Origin of the sequence: Corynebacterium guangdongense (genome assembly GCF_030408915.1) — a bacterium.
Lineage (GTDB): Bacteria > Actinomycetota > Actinomycetes > Mycobacteriales > Mycobacteriaceae > Corynebacterium > Corynebacterium guangdongense.
In genome coordinates, this window is the sequence record NZ_CP047654.1 from 2,236,692 (window position 1) to 2,254,489 (window position 17,798).

At 67.7% G+C, this 17,798-nt stretch carries 14 protein-coding genes; 11 read left to right on the forward strand and 3 right to left on the reverse strand.

Annotated elements, in window-relative coordinates; translation table 11 throughout:
* Window positions 1-57 precede the first annotated feature (57 nt).
* Complete coding sequence (gene catA, locus CGUA_RS10510; RefSeq protein ID WP_290195468.1) at window positions 58-951, reverse strand: catechol 1,2-dioxygenase; 894 nt, start codon at window positions 949-951, stop codon at window positions 58-60.
* 582 nt (window positions 952-1,533) lie between these two features.
* Here catA and benA point away from each other — a divergent pair.
* The 11 genes from benA (at window position 1,534) to CGUA_RS10565 (ending at window position 15,391) form a co-directional block, all read left to right on the forward strand.
* Window positions 1,534-3,051, forward strand: a complete 1,518-nt coding sequence (benA, locus tag CGUA_RS10515; protein ID WP_290195470.1) for a benzoate 1,2-dioxygenase large subunit — start codon at window positions 1,534-1,536, stop codon at window positions 3,049-3,051.
* Between the two features lie 33 nt (window positions 3,052-3,084).
* Window positions 3,085-3,606: a benzoate 1,2-dioxygenase small subunit gene (benB, locus tag CGUA_RS10520; RefSeq protein WP_290195472.1), complete on the forward strand. Its 522-nt coding sequence runs from the start codon at window positions 3,085-3,087 to the stop codon at window positions 3,604-3,606.
* 47 nt (window positions 3,607-3,653) lie between these two features.
* Window positions 3,654-5,234, forward strand: coding sequence for a benzoate 1,2-dioxygenase electron transfer component BenC (benC, locus tag CGUA_RS10525; protein WP_290195474.1), 1,581 nt, complete (start codon window positions 3,654-3,656; stop codon window positions 5,232-5,234).
* A 5-nt stretch (window positions 5,235-5,239) separates the two neighbouring features.
* Window positions 5,240-6,109, forward strand: a complete 870-nt coding sequence (locus CGUA_RS10530; protein WP_290195476.1) for a 1,6-dihydroxycyclohexa-2,4-diene-1-carboxylate dehydrogenase — start codon at window positions 5,240-5,242, stop codon at window positions 6,107-6,109.
* 30 nt (window positions 6,110-6,139) lie between these two features.
* A complete protein-coding gene (locus tag CGUA_RS10535; RefSeq protein WP_290195478.1) occupies window positions 6,140-8,791 on the forward strand; it encodes a LuxR family transcriptional regulator in 2,652 nt (883 codons plus the stop codon).
* A gap of 69 nt (window positions 8,792-8,860) precedes the next feature.
* Complete coding sequence (locus CGUA_RS10540; RefSeq protein ID WP_290195480.1) at window positions 8,861-9,607, forward strand: GntR family transcriptional regulator; 747 nt, start codon at window positions 8,861-8,863, stop codon at window positions 9,605-9,607.
* 283 nt (window positions 9,608-9,890) lie between these two features.
* Window positions 9,891-10,874, forward strand: coding sequence for a phosphotriesterase family protein (locus tag CGUA_RS10545; RefSeq protein WP_290195481.1), 984 nt, complete (start codon window positions 9,891-9,893; stop codon window positions 10,872-10,874).
* The gene (locus tag CGUA_RS10550; protein ID WP_290195483.1) at window positions 10,874-11,824 is read left to right on the forward strand and encodes a phosphotriesterase family protein; all 951 of its coding nucleotides are present in this window, start codon (window positions 10,874-10,876) and stop codon (window positions 11,822-11,824) included. Before CGUA_RS10545 ends, CGUA_RS10550 begins: the two co-directional genes overlap by 1 nt.
* A 15-nt stretch (window positions 11,825-11,839) precedes the next feature.
* A complete protein-coding gene (locus CGUA_RS10555; protein WP_290195484.1) occupies window positions 11,840-12,973 on the forward strand; it encodes an FAD-dependent oxidoreductase in 1,134 nt (377 codons plus the stop codon).
* 56 nt (window positions 12,974-13,029) lie between these two features.
* Window positions 13,030-13,968, forward strand: a complete 939-nt coding sequence (locus CGUA_RS10560; protein ID WP_290195486.1) for an alpha/beta hydrolase — start codon at window positions 13,030-13,032, stop codon at window positions 13,966-13,968.
* Window positions 13,969-14,104: 136 nt separating this feature from the next.
* Complete coding sequence (locus CGUA_RS10565; RefSeq protein ID WP_290195488.1) at window positions 14,105-15,391, forward strand: MFS transporter; 1,287 nt, start codon at window positions 14,105-14,107, stop codon at window positions 15,389-15,391.
* Here the strand turns inward: CGUA_RS10565 and CGUA_RS10570 are convergent.
* Both CGUA_RS10570 and CGUA_RS10575 read right to left on the reverse strand, forming a co-directional pair.
* The gene (locus tag CGUA_RS10570; RefSeq protein ID WP_290195490.1) at window positions 15,388-16,617 is read right to left on the reverse strand and encodes an MFS transporter; all 1,230 of its coding nucleotides are present in this window, start codon (window positions 16,615-16,617) and stop codon (window positions 15,388-15,390) included. The two genes, CGUA_RS10565 and CGUA_RS10570, sit on opposite strands and share 4 nt — an antisense overlap.
* 21 nt (window positions 16,618-16,638) lie before the next feature.
* Entirely contained in the window at window positions 16,639-17,613 is a 975-nt protein-coding gene (locus tag CGUA_RS10575) for an MBL fold metallo-hydrolase (protein WP_374725044.1), read from the reverse strand.
* Window positions 17,614-17,798: the final 185 nt, after the last annotated feature.

Consider the following 17,798-nt stretch of genomic DNA (forward strand, 5'->3'; position numbering starts at 1 on the left):
CAGAACCCCGCCCCCGCTCAGGCAGCGGTGACGGGGTGGGCGTGGACGAACTAGAGCCTAGTCTTCCTTGTCCAGCTTGAAGTCGTAGACGACCTCGTTGTTGCCGGTCTCCTCGTTCTTCTTCGGATCCAGGATGAGCTCCGGCTTGACGGCGGTCGCCACGTCGGTCTCGACCCACTCGCCGCCCTTGAAGTAGAGCTGGGTGGTGATCAGACGGTAGCCCGGTGCGGTGACCTTGAGGTGCAGGTGGGCCGGACGCCACGGGTGGCCGTCGTAGGACTTGATGAACCAACCGGTCGGGCCGTCAGACGGGATCTGGTACGGCTCCGGCTGGATGGTCTTGACCGCGTACTCGCCGTTCTCGTTCGGGACGATGGTCGCGCGCAGGTTCCACTCCGGGATGCCCGGGGCGAACTGGGAGTACAGGCCGTCATCGTCGGCGTGCCACAGCTCGACGGTGGCGCCCTCGATGGCGTTGCCCTCCAGGTCGGTGACGCGGCCCTGGAAGATCAGCGGGGTGACCTCGCGGTCCTGGTCGCGCATCGGCATCTCGGCGTCCCAGGCGATCTTCGGGGAGTTCGGGATGTAGTACGGGCCCTCGATGGAGCCCTTGGTGCCGGAGTACTCGTGGCGGTTGTAGTTGGCCTCTTCGATGTCGTGCTCGACGAAGACGTCCAGCCACAGCGGCCACTCGCCGTACTCGCCGACGCTGATGAGCCAGGACTTGAGGACGTTGTACTCCTCGTAGGTGATCTGGTGCTTGTTGATGATGTCGCGGAAGGCGGCGAAGAGATCATCGTAGATCGCGCGGGCGCGCTCCGGGGTGGTGTCGGCGCTGACCTGTGCGGTCTTGAAGCGGTCGGTTGCTGCGTTGCCGGAACCCTTGGCGGTCGCCTCGCCCTCCTGGGCGGCGAGTCCGGTGTTGTAAGCCTCGGTGGTGGTCTCGGTCATGGACCTGCTCCTTAACTATTGTTCTACGGTGACGGTGATCGGTTCGCGCCGATCAACTCCGTGAAGTGTGGAAGTTGTGCCGTGTCCCGACGTCACCGCCGGGAACTCCAGGCGCCGCCCGCCCTGCCGAGTGGCGCGATGCTTGGATTGAATAGAGTGTGGCGCAGCACACTGGTGCATGCAAGACCGGCACCCTGCGACCGTGCCCACCCCCTTTCGGGGCCGGATTCCGGCCATTCCCACATCCGCGCCGGTCACCGCCCCCAACCCTCACCCCACTTAGGCGACCCTCACTACGTAGACACCCTGATTCAAGCCTAGGGATTACCCTAGGAGGACTCCGACCCCCTTCGACTCCCCCTAGGCCCTCCCGGACCTTCCCTAGGTGACGGAAATAACCCTCGGCACCTGCGCAAACCTTTATTTACCTGCAAAAAGCCGTTAAATCGAACCGGTAACCCCTAGGCCAGCGCTAGGGTAAACCCTGATACCTAAACGCCGGGGAGCGTGTCAGCATGGGTCATCACTCACTTCTGGTGAGCACGATCACCTAAGTATCCCCTTCCGCGAATGGAGCACTCTATGTCCACGCCTACGGCTGACACCCGCGAACTTCTCTCCCGCGCTCTCGAGAACCGCCCCGAGGAGGGCATCGTCCGCGTCAACCGCGAAGTTTTCACCGACCAGGAGCTCTTCGACCTGGAGATGAAGTACATCTTCGAGGGCAACTGGATCTTCCTCGCCCACGAGTCCCAGATCCCCAACGTCGGCGACTACTTCACCACCAACATCGGTCGCCAGCCGGTCATGATCACCCGCTCCAAGGACGGCAACCTCAACTGCCTGATCAACTCCTGCTCCCACCGTGGCGCCATGCTGTGCCGCAAGAAGACGGACAACCGCACCACCCTGACCTGCCCGTTCCACGGTTGGACCTTCTCCAACGACGGCTCCCTGCTCAAGGCCAAGGACGAGGCCAACGGCGCGTACCCGGAGAACTTCAACACCAACGGCTCCCACAACCTGCGTCGCGTCCCGAAGTTCGAGTCCTACCGCGGTTTCCTCTTCGGTTCCCTCAACGCCGACGTCGAGCCGCTCGAGGACTTCCTGGGTGACACCCGCGTCGTCATCGACATGCTCATCGACCAGTCCCCGGAGGGCCTCGAGGTCCTGCGCGGCGCGTCCACCTACACCTACGACGGCAACTGGAAGCTGCAGGCCGAGAACGGCGCCGACGGCTACCACGTCTCCTCCGTCCACTGGAACTACGCCGCCACCACCTCACGCCGCGGCACCGGTGAGTCCGCCAACGAGACCAAGGCCATGGACGCCGGCTCCTGGGGCGAGCAGGAGGGCGGCTACTTCTCCTACCCGAACGGCCACCTGCTGCTGTGGCAGGAGTGGGGCAACCCGGAGGACCGTCCGGTCTACGACCGCCTCGACGAGCTCAAGGAGCTGCACGGCGAGGAGCGCGCCAACTTCATGGTGGGCGTCTCCCGCAACCTCTGTCTGTACCCGAACGTGTACATCATGGACCAGTTCTCCACCCAGATCCGTCGTCTGGAGCCGGTCAGCGTCGACAAGACCGAGGTGACGATCTACTGCATCGCGCCGAAGGGTGAGTCCGCGGAGAACCGCGCGGCACGTATCCGCCAGTACGAGGACTTCTTCAACGCCACCGGCATGGCGACCCCGGATGACCTGGAGGAGTTCCGCTCCTGCCAGAAGACCTACCAGGCCTCCGCCTTCCCGTGGAACGACATGACCCGTGGCCTGGGCCACCAGATCAACGGCGTCAGCGAGCGCGCGAAGGCCCTGGGCATGAACGAGGTGCTCTCCTCCGGCGTCCGCACCGAGGACGAGGGTCTCTACCCGATTCAGCACGGCTACTGGGAGTCCGTGATGGAGAAGGCCGTCGACCAGGAGGACGCGGACCTTGCGGCCCGCACCCACAAGCATGTCCGTGACGAGGCGCAGTCCACCGCCGTCACCCAGGAGCACGCCGTGGCGAAGGCCGAGGCCAAGGCAGCGACCGCGTCGGCGTCGGCAGGCGGAGAGGGCGAGTCGGGCGGCCGTCGTCGCCGTCGTCGCGCCAAGTAACCCCACCACCCTCACACAGGAAGAGAGACCCCCATGACCACCTCACTCAACCGTGCCGGCGCCATCACCCGCGACGAGGTCGCCGACTTCATCTTCAAGGAGAACCGCCTTCTCGACGACCGCAAGTTCGAGGAGTGGCTCGAGTGCTACCGCGAGGACGCCGAGTACTGGATGCCGGCCTGGGACGTCGATGACGAGCTCACCGTCGATCCGCAGAACGAGATCTCGTTGATCTACTACCCCTCCCGCGCCGGCCTGGCCGACCGCGTCTTCCGCATCCGCACCGAGCGTTCGGCCGCGACCTCCATCCCGGAGCCACGCACCAACCACCATTCCACCAACATCGAGATCATCTCCCGCGACGAGGAGACGAACCAGGTCGAGGTCCGCTACAACTGGATTTCCTACTACTTCCGGTACAACACGACCGACCACTACTTCGGCACCACCTGGCTGACCCTGGACCTCTCCGGCGATGAGCCGCTGATCGCCAAGAAGAAGATCGTGCTGAAGAACGACTACATCCACCACGTCGTCGATATCTACATGGTCTAGCCGCACCAGGCAGACCAGCGCTCACGAGAACCGGGAAGGACCCCTTAATGACAACAGCAGCCGAGACCCAGCGCGTCGCCCTCTCCTTCGAGGACGGCATCACCCGCTTCATCGAGGTCGAGGAAGACCAGACCATCGTCGATGCCGCGTACAAGGCACGCATCAACATCCCCTTCGACTGCCGTGACGGCGCCTGCGGAACTTGCAAGGCCTTCTGCGAGTCGGGCGAATACGAGGAGGGCGACTACATTGATGAGGCCCTGACCGACGCCGAGGCCGACGAGGGATACATCCTCTGCTGTCAGACCTACCCGCTCTCCGAGATGCTGGTCAACGTGCCGATCACCTCGGCCGCGGCCAAGACCGGCGCGGCGACCCTGATCGGCACCATCACCGAGCTCGAGCAGCTCAGCCCGTCCACGATCCGCTTCGCGGTGGAGATCAAGGACCGCGAGTCCCTGACCTACCTGCCGGGCCAGTACATGAACATCGCCCCGCCGAACGCGGACTTCCACCGCTCCTACTCCTTCTCCTCCGGCCCCTCGGACGACATCGTCACCTTCCTGGTCAAGTACACCCCGGGCGGCCTCATGACCACCTACCTCACCGAGCAGGCCAAGGTCGGCGACGAGCTCAACCTGACCGGCCCGATGGGCTCGTTCTTCCTGCGTGAGCCGAACTCCCCCCTCCTGCTGCTCGCCGGCGGCACCGGCCTGGCCCCGATCCTGGCCATCCTGGAGCGCCTGGCGGAACTGGAGGACTACGACAAGCCGGTCCGGCTGGTCTTCGGCGCCACCAAGAACCACGACATCGTCGAGGTCGAGCGTCTGAACTCCTACAAGGACAAGCTCAAGGACTTCGACTGGTTCACCGTCGTCTCCGACCCGGCGGAGGAGCACGAGCGCAAGGGCTACGTCACCGATCACCTCGATCCGGACGAGCACCTGCACAACGGCGACGCCGACGTCTACCTCTGCGGCCCGCCGCCGATGGTCGAGGCGGTGCGCACCTACCTGGGCGCGCTGGACAACCCGCCGACGAACTTCTACTACGAGAAGTTCACCCCGCAGGGCACCGGCGACGGCGGCACCGAGAAGGTCACCGTCACCCGCGAGTCCGACGAGACCTCGCGCACCCTCACCGTCGAGTCCTCCCAGGTCGAGTCCGGCCAGGTCCACAGCCGCGTCGCCGACTCCGAAGCCCAGTTCCAGGCGCTCAACGCCCTCGAGGTCGGCGTGGCCTCGCTGGTCATCGACCTTCTCGATGAGGAGGATTTCGAGGAGATGACCCGTCTGGCCGAGGAGGCCAACCGGCACATCGACGGGTCCGTCATCGCCGACGCCGACGGTTTCATCACCGCGAACACCGCCTTCCATGAGTTCCTCTTCCGCCGCAGCGGCAACGAGGCGATGCTCCAGGCCTACCGTTCCCTGCGTACCGAGGAAGTCATGGTCCGCGACCTGCAGGACGGTTCCCAGATTGAGCCGGAGATCCCCTCCGACCACCTGAAGTTCATCGAAGCCCTGCGCTCCCGCGACATGGCCGCCGTCCGCGAGGTCGTCGGCCACCACACCGAGATCGCCGTTTCCACGATGAGCACCGCCATCCGCGCGCAGTCCGGGGAGTAGCGACGATGGTGGAAGCAGCAGACAAGAACATCTTCGGCAGCATGCCCACCGGGCAGGGCATCGAGGACCTGGCGACTCCCCCGTCGCTGGTCACCCCGGGGCGCTTCAAGGGCGTGCGCGTCCTGATCACCGGCGCGGCCCAGGGCATCGGCCTGGCCGTGGCCCACCGCATCGCGCACGAGAGCGGCTCCATCTTCCTCGTGGACCGTTCCGAGCACGTCCACGCCGTCGCGGACAAGTTCTGCGAGGTCACCTGTGGCGGGGTGGGCTCGGCGACCGCCGACCTCGAGACCTGGGAGGGCGCCGAGTCCATGGTCGCCGCGTGCCACGAGGCGCTCGACGGTTTCGACGTCGCCATCAACGTGGTCGGCGGGACCATCTGGGCCAAGCCCTTCGAGCACTACGCTCCGGCCGAGATCGAGGCCGAGGTGCGCCGCTCGCTGTTCACCACCCTGTGGTCGGTGCGCGCGCAGCTTCCCTCCCTGGTTGACCAGGGCGGCGGCACCATCGTCAACGTCTCCTCCGTCGCCACCCGCGGCGTCAACCGCATCCCCTACGCCGCGTCCAAGGGCGGGGTCAACGCCCTGACCGCGGCCCTGGCCAAGGAGGCCGCCCCGAAGAACGTGCGCGTGGTGGCCACGGCACCGGGCGGCACCCTGGCGCCTGAGCGCCAGATCAAGCGTGGCCCGGGACCGGAGGGCGAGCAGGAAAAGAAGTGGTACCAGGAGATCGTCGATCAGACGATCGAGTCCTCCGAATTCAAGCGCTACGGGACTCTTGAGGAGCAGGCCGCCCCGATCGTGTTCCTCGCCTCCCGCGAGGCCGGCTACATCACCGGATCGGTGCTGCCAGTCGCGGGCGGAGACCAGGGTTAACCCCGGGGACTGACCAGGTATTCTGCGTTCATGCCCACTTTCCGGACCCCCCCGTTCGCCTCGCGTTCACTCACCTCCACGGCGCACCGTCTCATCGGCGCCATCGAGGAACTGAAGGCGGGGCGCGGGGGGCTTTTCGTCGTCACGGGTTCCAACGGGTCCGGGAAGACCGAGCTGGCCGATGAGATCACCCGCCATCTCAACGGCTGGACCGTCGCCCAGTCGACGGCGCTGTCCTGGCACGTCCACTCCGACAACCGCGTCATCACCCACCTGCGCCGCCAGATCGGCGGTTCCGATCTGCGGAGCATGACCGACCGCCCCAACACCTCGGTGGTGATGATCGTCGACGACGCCCACTGGTGCGACGGCGCGTCGCTGCGCAAGCTCGTGGAGATGGTCACCTCGATGACCGCCGGGCGCCTGGCCGTCGTGCTCATGGCGGCCGACGGGGAGGACGGCGTGGGCGAACCGAGCATGTCCCAGCTGCGGGCGCTCTCGCACGCGTCGCTGGGCCTGGCGCCGTTCACGGTCGACGACATCCGCGCCTTCGGACTGTCCCACGCCGGCATTCCGCTCGGCCCCCACACCGCCCGCTCGATTCAGCTCATCAGCGGCGGGCGGCCCGGCCGGGTCCGGGAGGTGCTCGACACCGTGCCGCGCGAGCACTGGTTCGAGGAGCACCCGACGGTGCCGGTGCCGAAGGTGTGGCTGACCTCCTTCGACCGCCGGGTCACCGATCCTGAGCTCATCCCGGCGCTGCAGGCCGCGGCCGTCGCCCCGCCCTTCTACCACAACCCGCCCGCGCTGGTCCTGCATCTGCTCGACGGCGACTCCGACCCGCTGGAGAAGGCCTTCGAGGCCGGCTTCCTGCGCCGGCGCACCACCAACAACGACGAGTCCATCGTCTTTCCGAACCGCACCGACCGCGCCGTGGTCCTCGCCCGGATGAGCCCGGTCCGGCACAACCGGCTGCACCGCGCGGCCGCCGAGTTCTACCGGGGCCAGGGCGACGAGACCCGGGCCCTGCTTTACGACGCCCGCGGGCTGCCCGGCCCGGACGAGCACGTCGCCGCCGCCCTGGCCACCCACGGCGACGCCAGCGGCAAGGAGGGCCGCTGGGGGGACGCGGCCGAGAACTACTTCCACGCGGCCCGGATCTCGCCGGATCCGGCGGTGCGCAACCAGCGCCAGCTCGCCAGCATCGAGGCGCTGATCGCGGCCTCCAACAACCCGCTGGCCCGCCAGTACGCCGAGGCCTTCAGCGGTGATTCCGGCACCCCGGCCGTCGACGTCATGCTCGGTTATCTGGCGCTGCAGGAGGGCCGTCGTAATGAGGCGACCGAGCACCTGGATCGGGCCTGGCGCCGCCTCGGCGACGCCGACGACGCCATGCTGCGCTCCCGCATCGCGTCCCGGCTGATGCTGCTGGCGGTCGCGGAGTGGAAGCCGGAGCGCATCATCCACTGGTTCCGGGAGGCCACCCGGGAGCCGGTCGACGGGGCCCCGCACCTGGTCGAGACCTACTCCATGGCGCAGCTGGGCCACGCCGCCACCGCGGCCTCCCCGGCCACCTCCAGCCACCCGACCGACATTCCGCTGCCGCTGGTGCGCCGTCATGACATGGTCAACGGGTGGCTGGCGATGATCACCGACGACCTGGCCGGCGCCCGCAACCTGCTCGGTCGGCCGACGTCGAGCGAGGGCTCGGAGCGCATCAACACCTGGATCGACGCCTGGCTGGCGCAGACCCATCTGCTCATGGGCGAGCTCTCCCAGGCGCTCACGGTGGCCGAGCGCGGCCTCTCCCGCGTGGAGAACTTCCACCTCGACCTGCTCGAACCGCTGCTGCTGCGCACGTGCATCCACGTCTGTCACCTCACCGGGGAGACCGCGCGGGCGCTGGAGTACCAGAACCGGCTGACGGTCTCCTCCGAGTCCTTCATGGTGCAGCGCATCCCCAGCGCCATCGCCCGCCTGGAGGCGGCGGTCTACGTCAATGATCCGGAGGCCACCAACCGCGCCGGCGCGGATCTGACCGCGCTGGCCGCCCACCACGACTTCAGCCAGCCGGGGTTCTGGCCGTGGATGGATCTGTGGATCAACCACCTCATTCAGAGCGACCGCGCCGACGAGGCGGAACCGCTCCTGGAGGCCGCCGAGGCCCGCGTCGCGAACTCCGGCATCGCCAGCCTGCAGGCCCGCCTCATGGCCTCGCGGGGACGCCTGCTCATCCAGCGCGGGGACCTGGACGGCGGCATCAGGCTTTTCGACGCCGCTCTCGCCCACATTTCCAACACCTCCCTGCCCCTGCTCCACGCGTCACTGCTCTACGACTACGGCCGCATCATCCGGAGGGCGGGCCGACGCGCGCACGCCGACGCCCTGCTGGCCCAGGCCGAGGAGCGTTTCGCCTCGATGAACGCCAGCGCCTTCGTGGAGCACGCCCGGCGCGAGCGCCGCGCCGGCGGCGTGGGCGTGCACACCCCGCAGCCCGAAGGCGTGCTCACCGCCCAGGAGCACGAGATCGCGCTGCTGGTGGCCGGGGGCGCGACCAACCAGGAGGCCGCGCAGCGGCTCTTCCTCTCCGCCAAGACCATCGAGTACCACCTCACCCGCGTGTACCGGAAGCTCGGCATCCGCAAGCGCGCGGAACTGGCCACGGCGCTCGCCAGGATCTGACGCGGGGAGGGCTTCTCGGCTTATGCTCGTTGGATGGCAGACAGGAAACGGAAAGGCGCGGCCGGCGACATGACTTCTGCGCAGGAGCTGAGCCCCTCCTCCGGCACGCCCTTGTACCGGCAGATCAAGGAGATCCTGCGCCAGGAGATCCTCTCCGGCGTCGCCTCCCCCGACCGGCCGTTGACCGAGGCGAAGCTGCTGGAACGTTTCGGGGTGTCCCGGGCCCCCATCCGGCAGGCTCTCGGTGAGCTCGCCGACGAAGGCTACGTCTACCGCAAGCAGGGCCGCGGCACCTTCCCGGTGGAGTCGCCGCAGATTCAGCGGCCCGCGGGGGTGCGCGCCGGCGGTCTGCAGCGCTTCCTCTCGAGCCAGGGGTTGAAGGCGTCGTCCTCGGTCCGCAATGTCGCCCGGGTCGAGCCACCCGCCCGTATCCGGGCGCGGTTGTCGCTGGCCAACGGCGAGGAACTGCTGCACTTTGAGCGACTCATCTTCGTCGACGGTGTTCCCCTGGCGCTCGCCACGATGTACATGGTCACCCCGCCGGGCTTCTCCCCCTCCGCCCCCGAGCTGGAGGCGGCCGGCGCGGCGTTTGAGCTGCTGGAGACGTCCCACGGCATCCGGCTGGAGAGCGCGGAACACGAGGCCTGGGCAACGACCGCCACCGCCGGGCAGGCCGCCGATCTCGACGTCGGGGAAGGCGACGCGCTGTTCGCCCTCGAGACCGTCTTCTACACCACCGGCGGTGTTCCCGCAGGCCACCGTCTTGCACTGCACCGCGCGGACGATTTCCGCTACCGCTTCGCCGAGAGCTACTGACGCCGGTCCGCCACCCCCGCATCACTAACCCGTCAATGGTTACACCTTCTCTAGTTTCGTTGACTTTGGCATAACAATGTGTGAGTCTAGACGCGGAACGTAAGAGAGGTCACACCCCCTCCACTTAGTGCTGCGGGTCGCGTCGGCGGAGGCGACCTTCCTGGCCGTCCGATCCGCCACCCGGCACGCGCCGCCCCGCACGGGCAGGACGCCGGGTGTCCCCACACCAGCATTCGCGGACTCCGGATCGTCACCGGACGCCCGCTGAGCAGGAGGAGTATCCATGTCACAGGAACCCCCGGCAACTGCCGCATTGCGGCCCGGCACCGTCAACACGGTGCTCGGGCCGGTGCCCGCCGAGGAACTGGGCGTCATCGCCGCCCATGACGCGCTACTGTCCATCTACCCCGGCGCCCAGTACGGCTACGACGTCGTCATCAACCGCGCCGACATCTTCGCCACCCTCAAGCACAAGCTCGAGCGATTCCGGGACGCAGGCGGCTCCACCGTCGTCGATTCCACCGGCATGTTCCACGGCCGCGACGTCTACCTCTACGAATCCCTGCAGAAGGCCACCGGCGTCAACATCGTCGCCTCCACCGGCCAGGGACCGGAAGCCCTGCTCGGCGGCTACTTCCTCACCCCGCAGACCAACCCGCCGACCCCGTGGCCGGCGGAGAAGTTCGCTGAGCTCTTCAGCGCGGAAGTCACCGAAGGCATGGTGGTCGACCGCATCGAGCGACGCCACGGCGCCGGCCTCATCACCACCGCCGGCACCCGCTCCGGGCTCACCCCGACCGACGGGTCCCTCTTCCAGGGCGCGGCCCGGGCGGCGCGGGACACCGGAGCCCCGGTCTCCTTCCGCTTCGGCGCGGACCCGGTCACGGAGCTGGAAACCATGCTCGCCGAAGGCCTCGACGCCTCCCGCGTGCTGGTCGCGGGACTGGGCCGTGCGGACACCGAAGCCGTCAACGCCGTCGCCGCGGCGGGCGCCTACGTCGGCCTGGACACCATCGGCGCCGACAAGGGCGCCCACGACGATGACACCGTGGCCACGATCCGCGCGCTCGTCGACGCCGGCCACCGCGACCGCGTCATCATCGCCTCCTCCTCGACCGCCTACGCGATCGCGCATGAGACCACCGGGGTCCCGCTGACCTACCTTCTCGAGGTCTTCGTGCCGAAGCTTCGCGACGCCGGCCTCTCCGACGCCGACGTCACCGCACTGACCGCCACCAACCCGCAAGCCTGGCTAGGAGCGAAATAATGACCCATGTCAACACCGTCCTCGGTCCGGTCGCCCCGGAAATGCTGGGCTACGTCGCCATCCACGAGCACATCGGCTACGGTATGCCGGGCTCCGAGCTGGACACCACGTTCTGGAAGGATCCGCTGGTCCGCTACGAGGAGACCGTACCCAAGCTGCAGAAGTTCGCCTCCTACGGCGGCCGCACCTTCGTCGACGCCACGGGCATCTGCAACGGCCGCGACATCGACTACTACAAGTCGCTCTCGGCCAAGACCGGCGTCCACATCGTGGCCTGCACCGGCTTCGTCGGCGGCAACACCGCCCTGCCCTTCTTCGTCGACGCCACCGTGGACTACCTGTACCGCCAGTTCATGCACGAGATCACCGTGGGCATCGGCGGCACCGGCGCCAAGGCCGGCATCATCAAGGTCGGGGTCTCCCGCGGCGGCAGGATGACCGAGCTGGACAAGCGCATTTACCGCGCCGCCGCCCGCGCCGCCGTCCACACCGGCGTGCCCATCTTCACCCACCTGGCCATCGACCCGAAGCCGGCCGTCGAAATCTTCCACGACGAGGGTCTGTCCCTCGACCGGGTGCTGTTCGGCCACGTCGACGACGGCATCAACCACGGCAACACCCCGGACGAGTGGATCGTCTCCCAGGGCGGCATCCTCGGTTTCGACACCTTCGGCTACGAGACCCAGCTGCCGAACCCGCCGTTCTGGGCACGAGACCGCAACGACCGCCTGGGCCACTTCATGCGCTGGGTCAACCAGGACGTCGACGCCGTCCTCGCCTCCGCCGACGCCAACTGCTCCGCCCTCGGCTGGCCCGGCCAGGAGGGGCACACGATCAACTACATCTTCGAAGACCTCATCCCGGACATGAAGGCCGAGGGCGCCTCCGACGAGACCGTCGAGCGCATCTTCGTCACCAACCCCGCCAAGTTCCTCACCCTCACCGTCTAGACAAGGACACGCACCATGAAGACCGACGACATCAAGAACCTCAGGATCGGCGTCATCGGCGGCGGCTTCGCCGGCGCGACCGCGGGCCTGGCGCTGTCCCAGATCGGCGCCCAGGTCAAGGTCTACGAGCAGGCCAAGCAGGTCGGCGAGGTCGGCGCGGGCATCGGCCTGCGCCCGGCCACCGTCAAGCTGTTCAAGCGACTGGGCGTCTTCCCCGCCATCGAGGCCGTCACCTCCCCGTCCGACTACTTCGAGATTCTCGACGAGAAGGGCAACGTCATCACCCGCGAGCAGTGGCCGCACCTGGAGGAGGACGGTCAACGCCACAACACCCGCATGATTCACCGCCACGACTTCGTCGTCGCGCTGACCGGCCAGCTTCCGGAGGGCGTTCTCCAACTCGGCCACCGCGCCGTCGAGATCACCGACAACGGCGACTCCGCCACCGTGAAGTTCGACAACGGGGTCGAGGAAACCTTCGACATCCTCGTCGGGGCCGACGGCATCAAGTCCAGGGTCCGCGCCCTGTGGTCCGATTCCCAGCCGGTCCCGGCCAACGCCCACGCCTACCGCGCGGTCATCGACGGCTCCGAAGGCGAGGGCATGCTCGTCGACGACAACCTGCGTCTCTACCTGCAGGGCGAGACCGGCCGGATGATCTACTTCCTGCCGCTGCGCCACCGCGGCCCGAACGGCCAGATTTCCTTCGACATCACCGTCCCCCACCCGGACACCACCTGGAACCCGCAGGTCCCCAAGGAGGAGGTCCTGGAGATGCTCAAGGACTTCGACCCGCGCCTGCTGAGCATCGTCGAGAAGCTGGACTGGGACAAGGTCAACCAGCGCGCCGCCGCCGACCTGGATCCGCAGGACAAGTGGAACTCCGACGCCGTCGTCCTCATCGGCGACGCGGCCCACGCCATGCTGCACCACCAGGGCCAGGGCGCCAACTCCGCCGTCCTCGACGCCGGTGCGCTTGCCGACGCCCTCACGGACCCCGCCAACGAGACCGTCGCCGAGGCGCTCAACGCCTACACCGCCGAGCGCCAGGGCCCGGTCCAGGAACTCCAGCGCATCTCCCGCGAGTCCTGGAACGCCGAGTCCGCGGGCAAGACCGCGTTCCCGGAGAAGGAGTCCATCGACTACTGATCGCCGTCTTGACGGGGCCGGAAAGACCGGCGCCCACCGTAGCCAGAAGGAGACACATGACTGACAAGCAGCCCATCCACCCGGACATCCAGAAGATCCTGGACCTGATCCCACCGGCCTCGACCACTCCGCCGGATCCCGCCGCCCACCGTGCGGAGGAAGCCGCCCGCGTCGCGCCCGTCGAGGAGCGCCAACCGCAGCTCGATTCCGTCGAGGATCTCACCGCGGTCACCGGGGTCGGTGATGTCCCGATCCGCATCTACACCGCCGACGCGGGCGCCTCCGAGTACGGCGTGATCGTCTACTTCCACGGCGGCGCCTTCTTCTCCGGTTCACTGGACACCCACGACCACGTGGCCCGTGCGCTGGCGAAGGAGACCGGCGCAAAGGTCATCTCCGTGGGCTACTCGCTGGCGCCGGAAGCCGCTTTCCCGCAGGCGATCAACGAGTGCTACGGCGTCGTCCGCTGGGTCGTCCAGCACGCGCTGGACCTCAGGTGGGACGAGAAGACGCTGGCTCTCGCCGGCGACTCCTCCGGCGCGAATTTCGTCGCCGCCGTGACCTTCCTGGCCCAGGACGACGAGTTCGAGCGCATCACCCACCAGATTCTCTATTACCCCTCGGTGGACCTCGACTTCGACACGTCCCGCTGGCCGTCACTGACGGAGAACGCCGCGGGCTACGGGCTGGAGTACAACGGCCTGGCTCCCTTCAACTCCTTCTACCTCGACAACGGGGCCGTCCCCTCCGATCCGCTGGTCTCGCCCATCAAGCGCGCGGATCTCTCGGGTCTGCCCAGCGCCCTTGTCGTCACCGCCGCCTACGACCCGCTCCGCGACGAGGGGATCGCCTACGCGCAGAAGCTGGCCGAGGCCGGCGTCGCCGTCGAGCATCTCCACGTCGACAACGCCAACCACGGCTTCCTCGTCAACTTTTCCTGGATTCCGGAGTTCCACGAGATTTTCAGCACCACCGCGGAGTTCCTGAACAGGTAATTCCTCCCGCCCCGCGACCGCACCCCACGCGGTCTCTGCCGGGGTGCGGTCATCACCCACACCCGAAAACGTCCCCGTCACGCAGAGACATGCGGACCGCATGCGACTGCACATGAGTATCTCAAGGGAGATCGCCATGTCACGTCCCACCACGACCCAGCCCCAGTCCGCCCCCTCCCCGGCGCAGACCGGTTTCTGGACCTACGAGAACAAGCTCGTCCTGCTCTTCTTCTTCGCCGTCGGCATCGTCTTCTTCGACCGCCTGGCCATCAATTTCCTCATGCCCTTCATCCAGGCCGACCTCGGCCTGAACAACGCGCAGGTGGGTATGCTGGCCGGCGCCGCGGCCCTGACCTGGTCGATCTCCTCGGTCATCGGCGGCCGCCTCTCGGACAAGGTGAAGTCCAAGAGGATGTTCCTGGTCACCCTCATCCTCACCTTCTCCGTTGCCTCGATGCTGCAGGGGCTGGTGGGCACCTTCACCCAGCTGGTCGTCCTGCGCCTGCTCATGGGCATGTTCGAGGGGCCGGCGATCCCCACCTCTCAATCCGTGCTGGCGATCGAGTCCTCCCCGCACCGGCGCGGCTTCAACCTGGGTCTGACCATGAACACGGCCAACGGTCTGTTCGGCTCCATCCTCGCCCCGGTCGTCATCGTCGCCCTGGCGCAGACCTTCGATTGGCGCGTGGCCTTCTTCTTCACCGTTGTCCCGGGTCTGATCATCGCCTTCTTCGTCTGGAAGGTCATGCGCGAGCCGCAGGCCCGGGACGACGACGGCCAGGCCTACGTCGACGAGCTGGCGGAGCCGCACTCCCGTGGTGAGATCCGGCAGGTGCTCGGCAACCGCAACGTCATCCTCTCGGTCATCATGTTCGGCGGCTTCATGGTCTATCTCATCGTCCTGCAGGTCTACGGCCCGCTGCTGATGACCAACATGCGCGGTATGTCGCCGACCACGATGTCCCTGGTGATGTCCGCGTTCGGCCTGGGCACCGCGCTCTGGGGCTTCATCGTCCCGATGTTGTCGGACAGGTTCGGCCGCAAACCAATTTCGGTGGCCTTCGGTCTGCTCTCGGTGTTGGCCCCGCTATCCATCGTGTTCATCCAGAACACAGCGGTGCTGGCCCTCGCTGTGTTTGTCTTCGCCGCAGGCATGGGCGTCGGCGGGCTCGCGATGTCCGTCATCCCGGCCGAGTCCGTTCCCCCGGCGATGGCCGGTCTGGCCGTCGGCATTCCGACCGGTCTCGGCGAGTTCATCGGCGGCTTCCTCTCCCCGGTCGTCGCCGGCGTCGTCGCCGACGCCCAGGGCCTGCCCGCCGCCCTGTTCATCTCCGCCGGCGGCGCCCTCATCGCCTCGCTGACCGCGCTCTTCCTCAAGGAGACCGCGCCGGCGGTCGTCGAAAAGCGGGTTCGGGCGTCCTAGTTCCTCAGGTGAGTTTCGTACATGCGCAGGTGCACGATCACGGCCGCCACCGCGCTGATCACCATGGCGGACCAGACCGCTGCGTCAAGGCCCGCCAGGTCAGCCACCACGCCCCCGACGAGTGCGCCGGCGACGTACCCGAGATCCCGCCAGACGCGGTAGACGCCGACTGCCCGCCCCCGCTGGGCGGGATGGGAGACGTCCCCGATGACCGCCAGCAGCGTCGGGTACACCAGCGCCGTTCCCGCCCCCAGGACCGCGGCCCCGAGCGCCCAGCCCGCGAAACCGCCGCTGAACGCGACGATTCCCAGGCCCAGCGCCTGTACCGCCATGCCGACGGTGATGAAAGGCTTGCGCCCGTACCTGTCCGAGGCGGCTCCGGTGAACAGCTGGCCGAGGCCCCACACCGCGGGGTAGACGGCGAAGAGCACGCCGATCTGCGACAGGCTCAGGTCGGCGCTGGCGAAGAGCAGCGGGAACACTCCCCAGGACAGCCCGAAGTTGAGGTTGTTGACCAGGCCCGCGGCGCTCGCCGTCGACAGGGCGGGCTCACGCAGGCTGACGTCGAGGAAGACGTCCCTGCTGCTGCGCTTCGGCGGTTCAACCCCGGAGCCCTCCAGCGCGGCATGCCCCCTGGTTTCCCGGACGAAGACGACACTGAGTCCCAGCGCGACGACGGCGTAGGCCAACCCCAGCAGGAACGGGGCGGGCCGCAGGCCGTAGTTCGCGGCGAGCTGTCCCGCCAGGAAGGACGTGAGCGCCACGGCTGCGTACCCGGCCGCTTCGTTGAGTCCCATCGCCAGTCCCCGCCGCGCGGGGCCGGCCAGGTCTATCTTCATGACCACGGTGGTCGACCAGGTCAGGCCCTGGTTGACGCCGAGCAGGAGATTGGCAGCCACCACCCATCCCCAGCTCGGGGCGAGGATGAGCATGATCGGCACCGGCAGGGCGATGAGCCAGCCCACGATGAGGATCGGCTTGCGCCCGTACCGGTCCGACAGGGCGCCGGCGAACCAGTTCGCGATGACTTTCGCCAGGCCGAACACCCCGATGTAGGTGAAGACCAGCGTGTAACCGGTCATCCCGAACTCCTCGCGCGCCAGGAGTGGCAGCACGGCCTGCTGCTGGCCGACCATTCCGCCGACCAGGGCGTTCACCAGCACGAGGAGGCTGAATTGGGCGGCGTTGACCCGCAGGCCGAGTCGTGGTGCGGTGGTGAGGCTCATGGGGCTCCCGGGGAGGTGGCGTCAGATGTCCCGACCATCCTCCCATATACCCCTAGGGGTATCAAGCGGATGCTCTTCCGGAGCGTAGATCCTGCGGTAACCGTCGAGCGTCGTGAAGAAAGGCGAGGGTTCCAGCGTCGGGTCGCCGGTGTAGCCCAGCTGGGCCGCAATGGCGGTGAAAGGGGCATAGGGCGCGGTGGCGTCGGCGTGCCCCTGCTCGAGCACGGTGCGCGCGACGGCGTGGATGCGGTCCTCGATGGCGATGGACTCCTCGATGGCTCGCATGGCCGTCGGGGCGTCCTGGTCCACCGGGTACGGTTCCCCCTCGGCGGTACGGTACGGGTGCCCCATGAACATGCGGGTGGGGGCCAGGCCCCTGATGCGGTGCAGGGAGGACCGGTAGGCGCCGGGATCCTCGTAGCCCGGAAATCCGTTGGCCGCGCCGTGGACCTGGACGGCGTCACCGACGAAGACCTCGCCGGTGTTGACGCGGTACGCGACGGAGCCCATGGAATGCCCCGGCACGTGGATGACCTCCACGCTCACCCCGCCACCGAGGTCGATGAGCTCCCCGCCATGGACGACCAGGTGCGCGTCCATCTCGCCGCTGATGGCGGTGGCGGCCATCGCGGTCTGCTCCGCTTCCGCGTTCGGGTTGTCGATGTAGTTGTCCCGCAGCCCAAGGTAGTTGTCCACATGCGCGCGGCGGGCCTGCAGGTACTTGAGGTCGTCGGCGTGAATGACGACCTTCGCCCTTCTTCCGGTCATCTCCCAGAGGGCGTGGGCGCCACCGAGATGGTCGATGTGGCCGTGGGTGAGCAGGATGTACTCGATGTCCTCGACCCTCTCCCCCAGCTTCGCCAGCTCCGGCCTGATGCCCTCCGCCGGGGTGCTCGCGACACCCGTGTCGACGACGGCGGGACTGGGGGCGTCGATGAAGAACGTGTAGAGATGGAAGCGCCCCCAGGGGGCGATGAGCGGGTTGATCGTGGTCATGATGCTGCTCCTCGGGTCGGTGGTTCCGCGGCAGCCGGGCGCCGCCCATTTGGCATAACAATATGCGCAAATCCTTGACTCGGCCAGACCCCCTCCCCGCCCCCGGTGCGGGACACCCCCGATCTTTGCCGGGGTTCGCCCTGACTTCCCCCAGCTCAGAGACGGTGGCCCGGACCCCGGCCCTA

Excerpts from the sequence above, each read along its gene's own strand:
- CGUA_RS10570 (WP_290195490.1), bottom strand. The coding sequence starts at position 16,617 with ATGAGCCTCACCACCGCACCACGACTCGGCCTGCGGGTCAACGCCGCC.
- CGUA_RS10545 (WP_290195481.1), top strand. The coding sequence starts at position 9,891 with ATGTCACAGGAACCCCCGGCAACTGCCGCATTGCGGCCCGGCACCGTC.
- CGUA_RS10550 (WP_290195483.1), top strand. The coding sequence starts at position 10,874 with ATGACCCATGTCAACACCGTCCTCGGTCCGGTCGCCCCGGAAATGCTG.
- CGUA_RS10560 (WP_290195486.1), top strand. The coding sequence starts at position 13,030 with ATGACTGACAAGCAGCCCATCCACCCGGACATCCAGAAGATCCTGGAC.
- CGUA_RS10540 (WP_290195480.1), top strand. The coding sequence starts at position 8,861 with ATGACTTCTGCGCAGGAGCTGAGCCCCTCCTCCGGCACGCCCTTGTAC.
- benC (WP_290195474.1), top strand. The coding sequence starts at position 3,654 with ATGACAACAGCAGCCGAGACCCAGCGCGTCGCCCTCTCCTTCGAGGAC.
- CGUA_RS10535 (WP_290195478.1), top strand. The coding sequence starts at position 6,140 with ATGCCCACTTTCCGGACCCCCCCGTTCGCCTCGCGTTCACTCACCTCC.
- catA (WP_290195468.1), bottom strand. The coding sequence starts at position 951 with ATGACCGAGACCACCACCGAGGCTTACAACACCGGACTCGCCGCCCAG.
- benB (WP_290195472.1), top strand. The coding sequence starts at position 3,085 with ATGACCACCTCACTCAACCGTGCCGGCGCCATCACCCGCGACGAGGTC.
- CGUA_RS10555 (WP_290195484.1), top strand. The coding sequence starts at position 11,840 with ATGAAGACCGACGACATCAAGAACCTCAGGATCGGCGTCATCGGCGGC.
- CGUA_RS10565 (WP_290195488.1), top strand. The coding sequence starts at position 14,105 with ATGTCACGTCCCACCACGACCCAGCCCCAGTCCGCCCCCTCCCCGGCG.
- CGUA_RS10575 (WP_374725044.1), bottom strand. The coding sequence starts at position 17,613 with ATGACCACGATCAACCCGCTCATCGCCCCCTGGGGGCGCTTCCATCTC.
- CGUA_RS10530 (WP_290195476.1), top strand. The coding sequence starts at position 5,240 with ATGGTGGAAGCAGCAGACAAGAACATCTTCGGCAGCATGCCCACCGGG.
- benA (WP_290195470.1), top strand. The coding sequence starts at position 1,534 with ATGTCCACGCCTACGGCTGACACCCGCGAACTTCTCTCCCGCGCTCTC.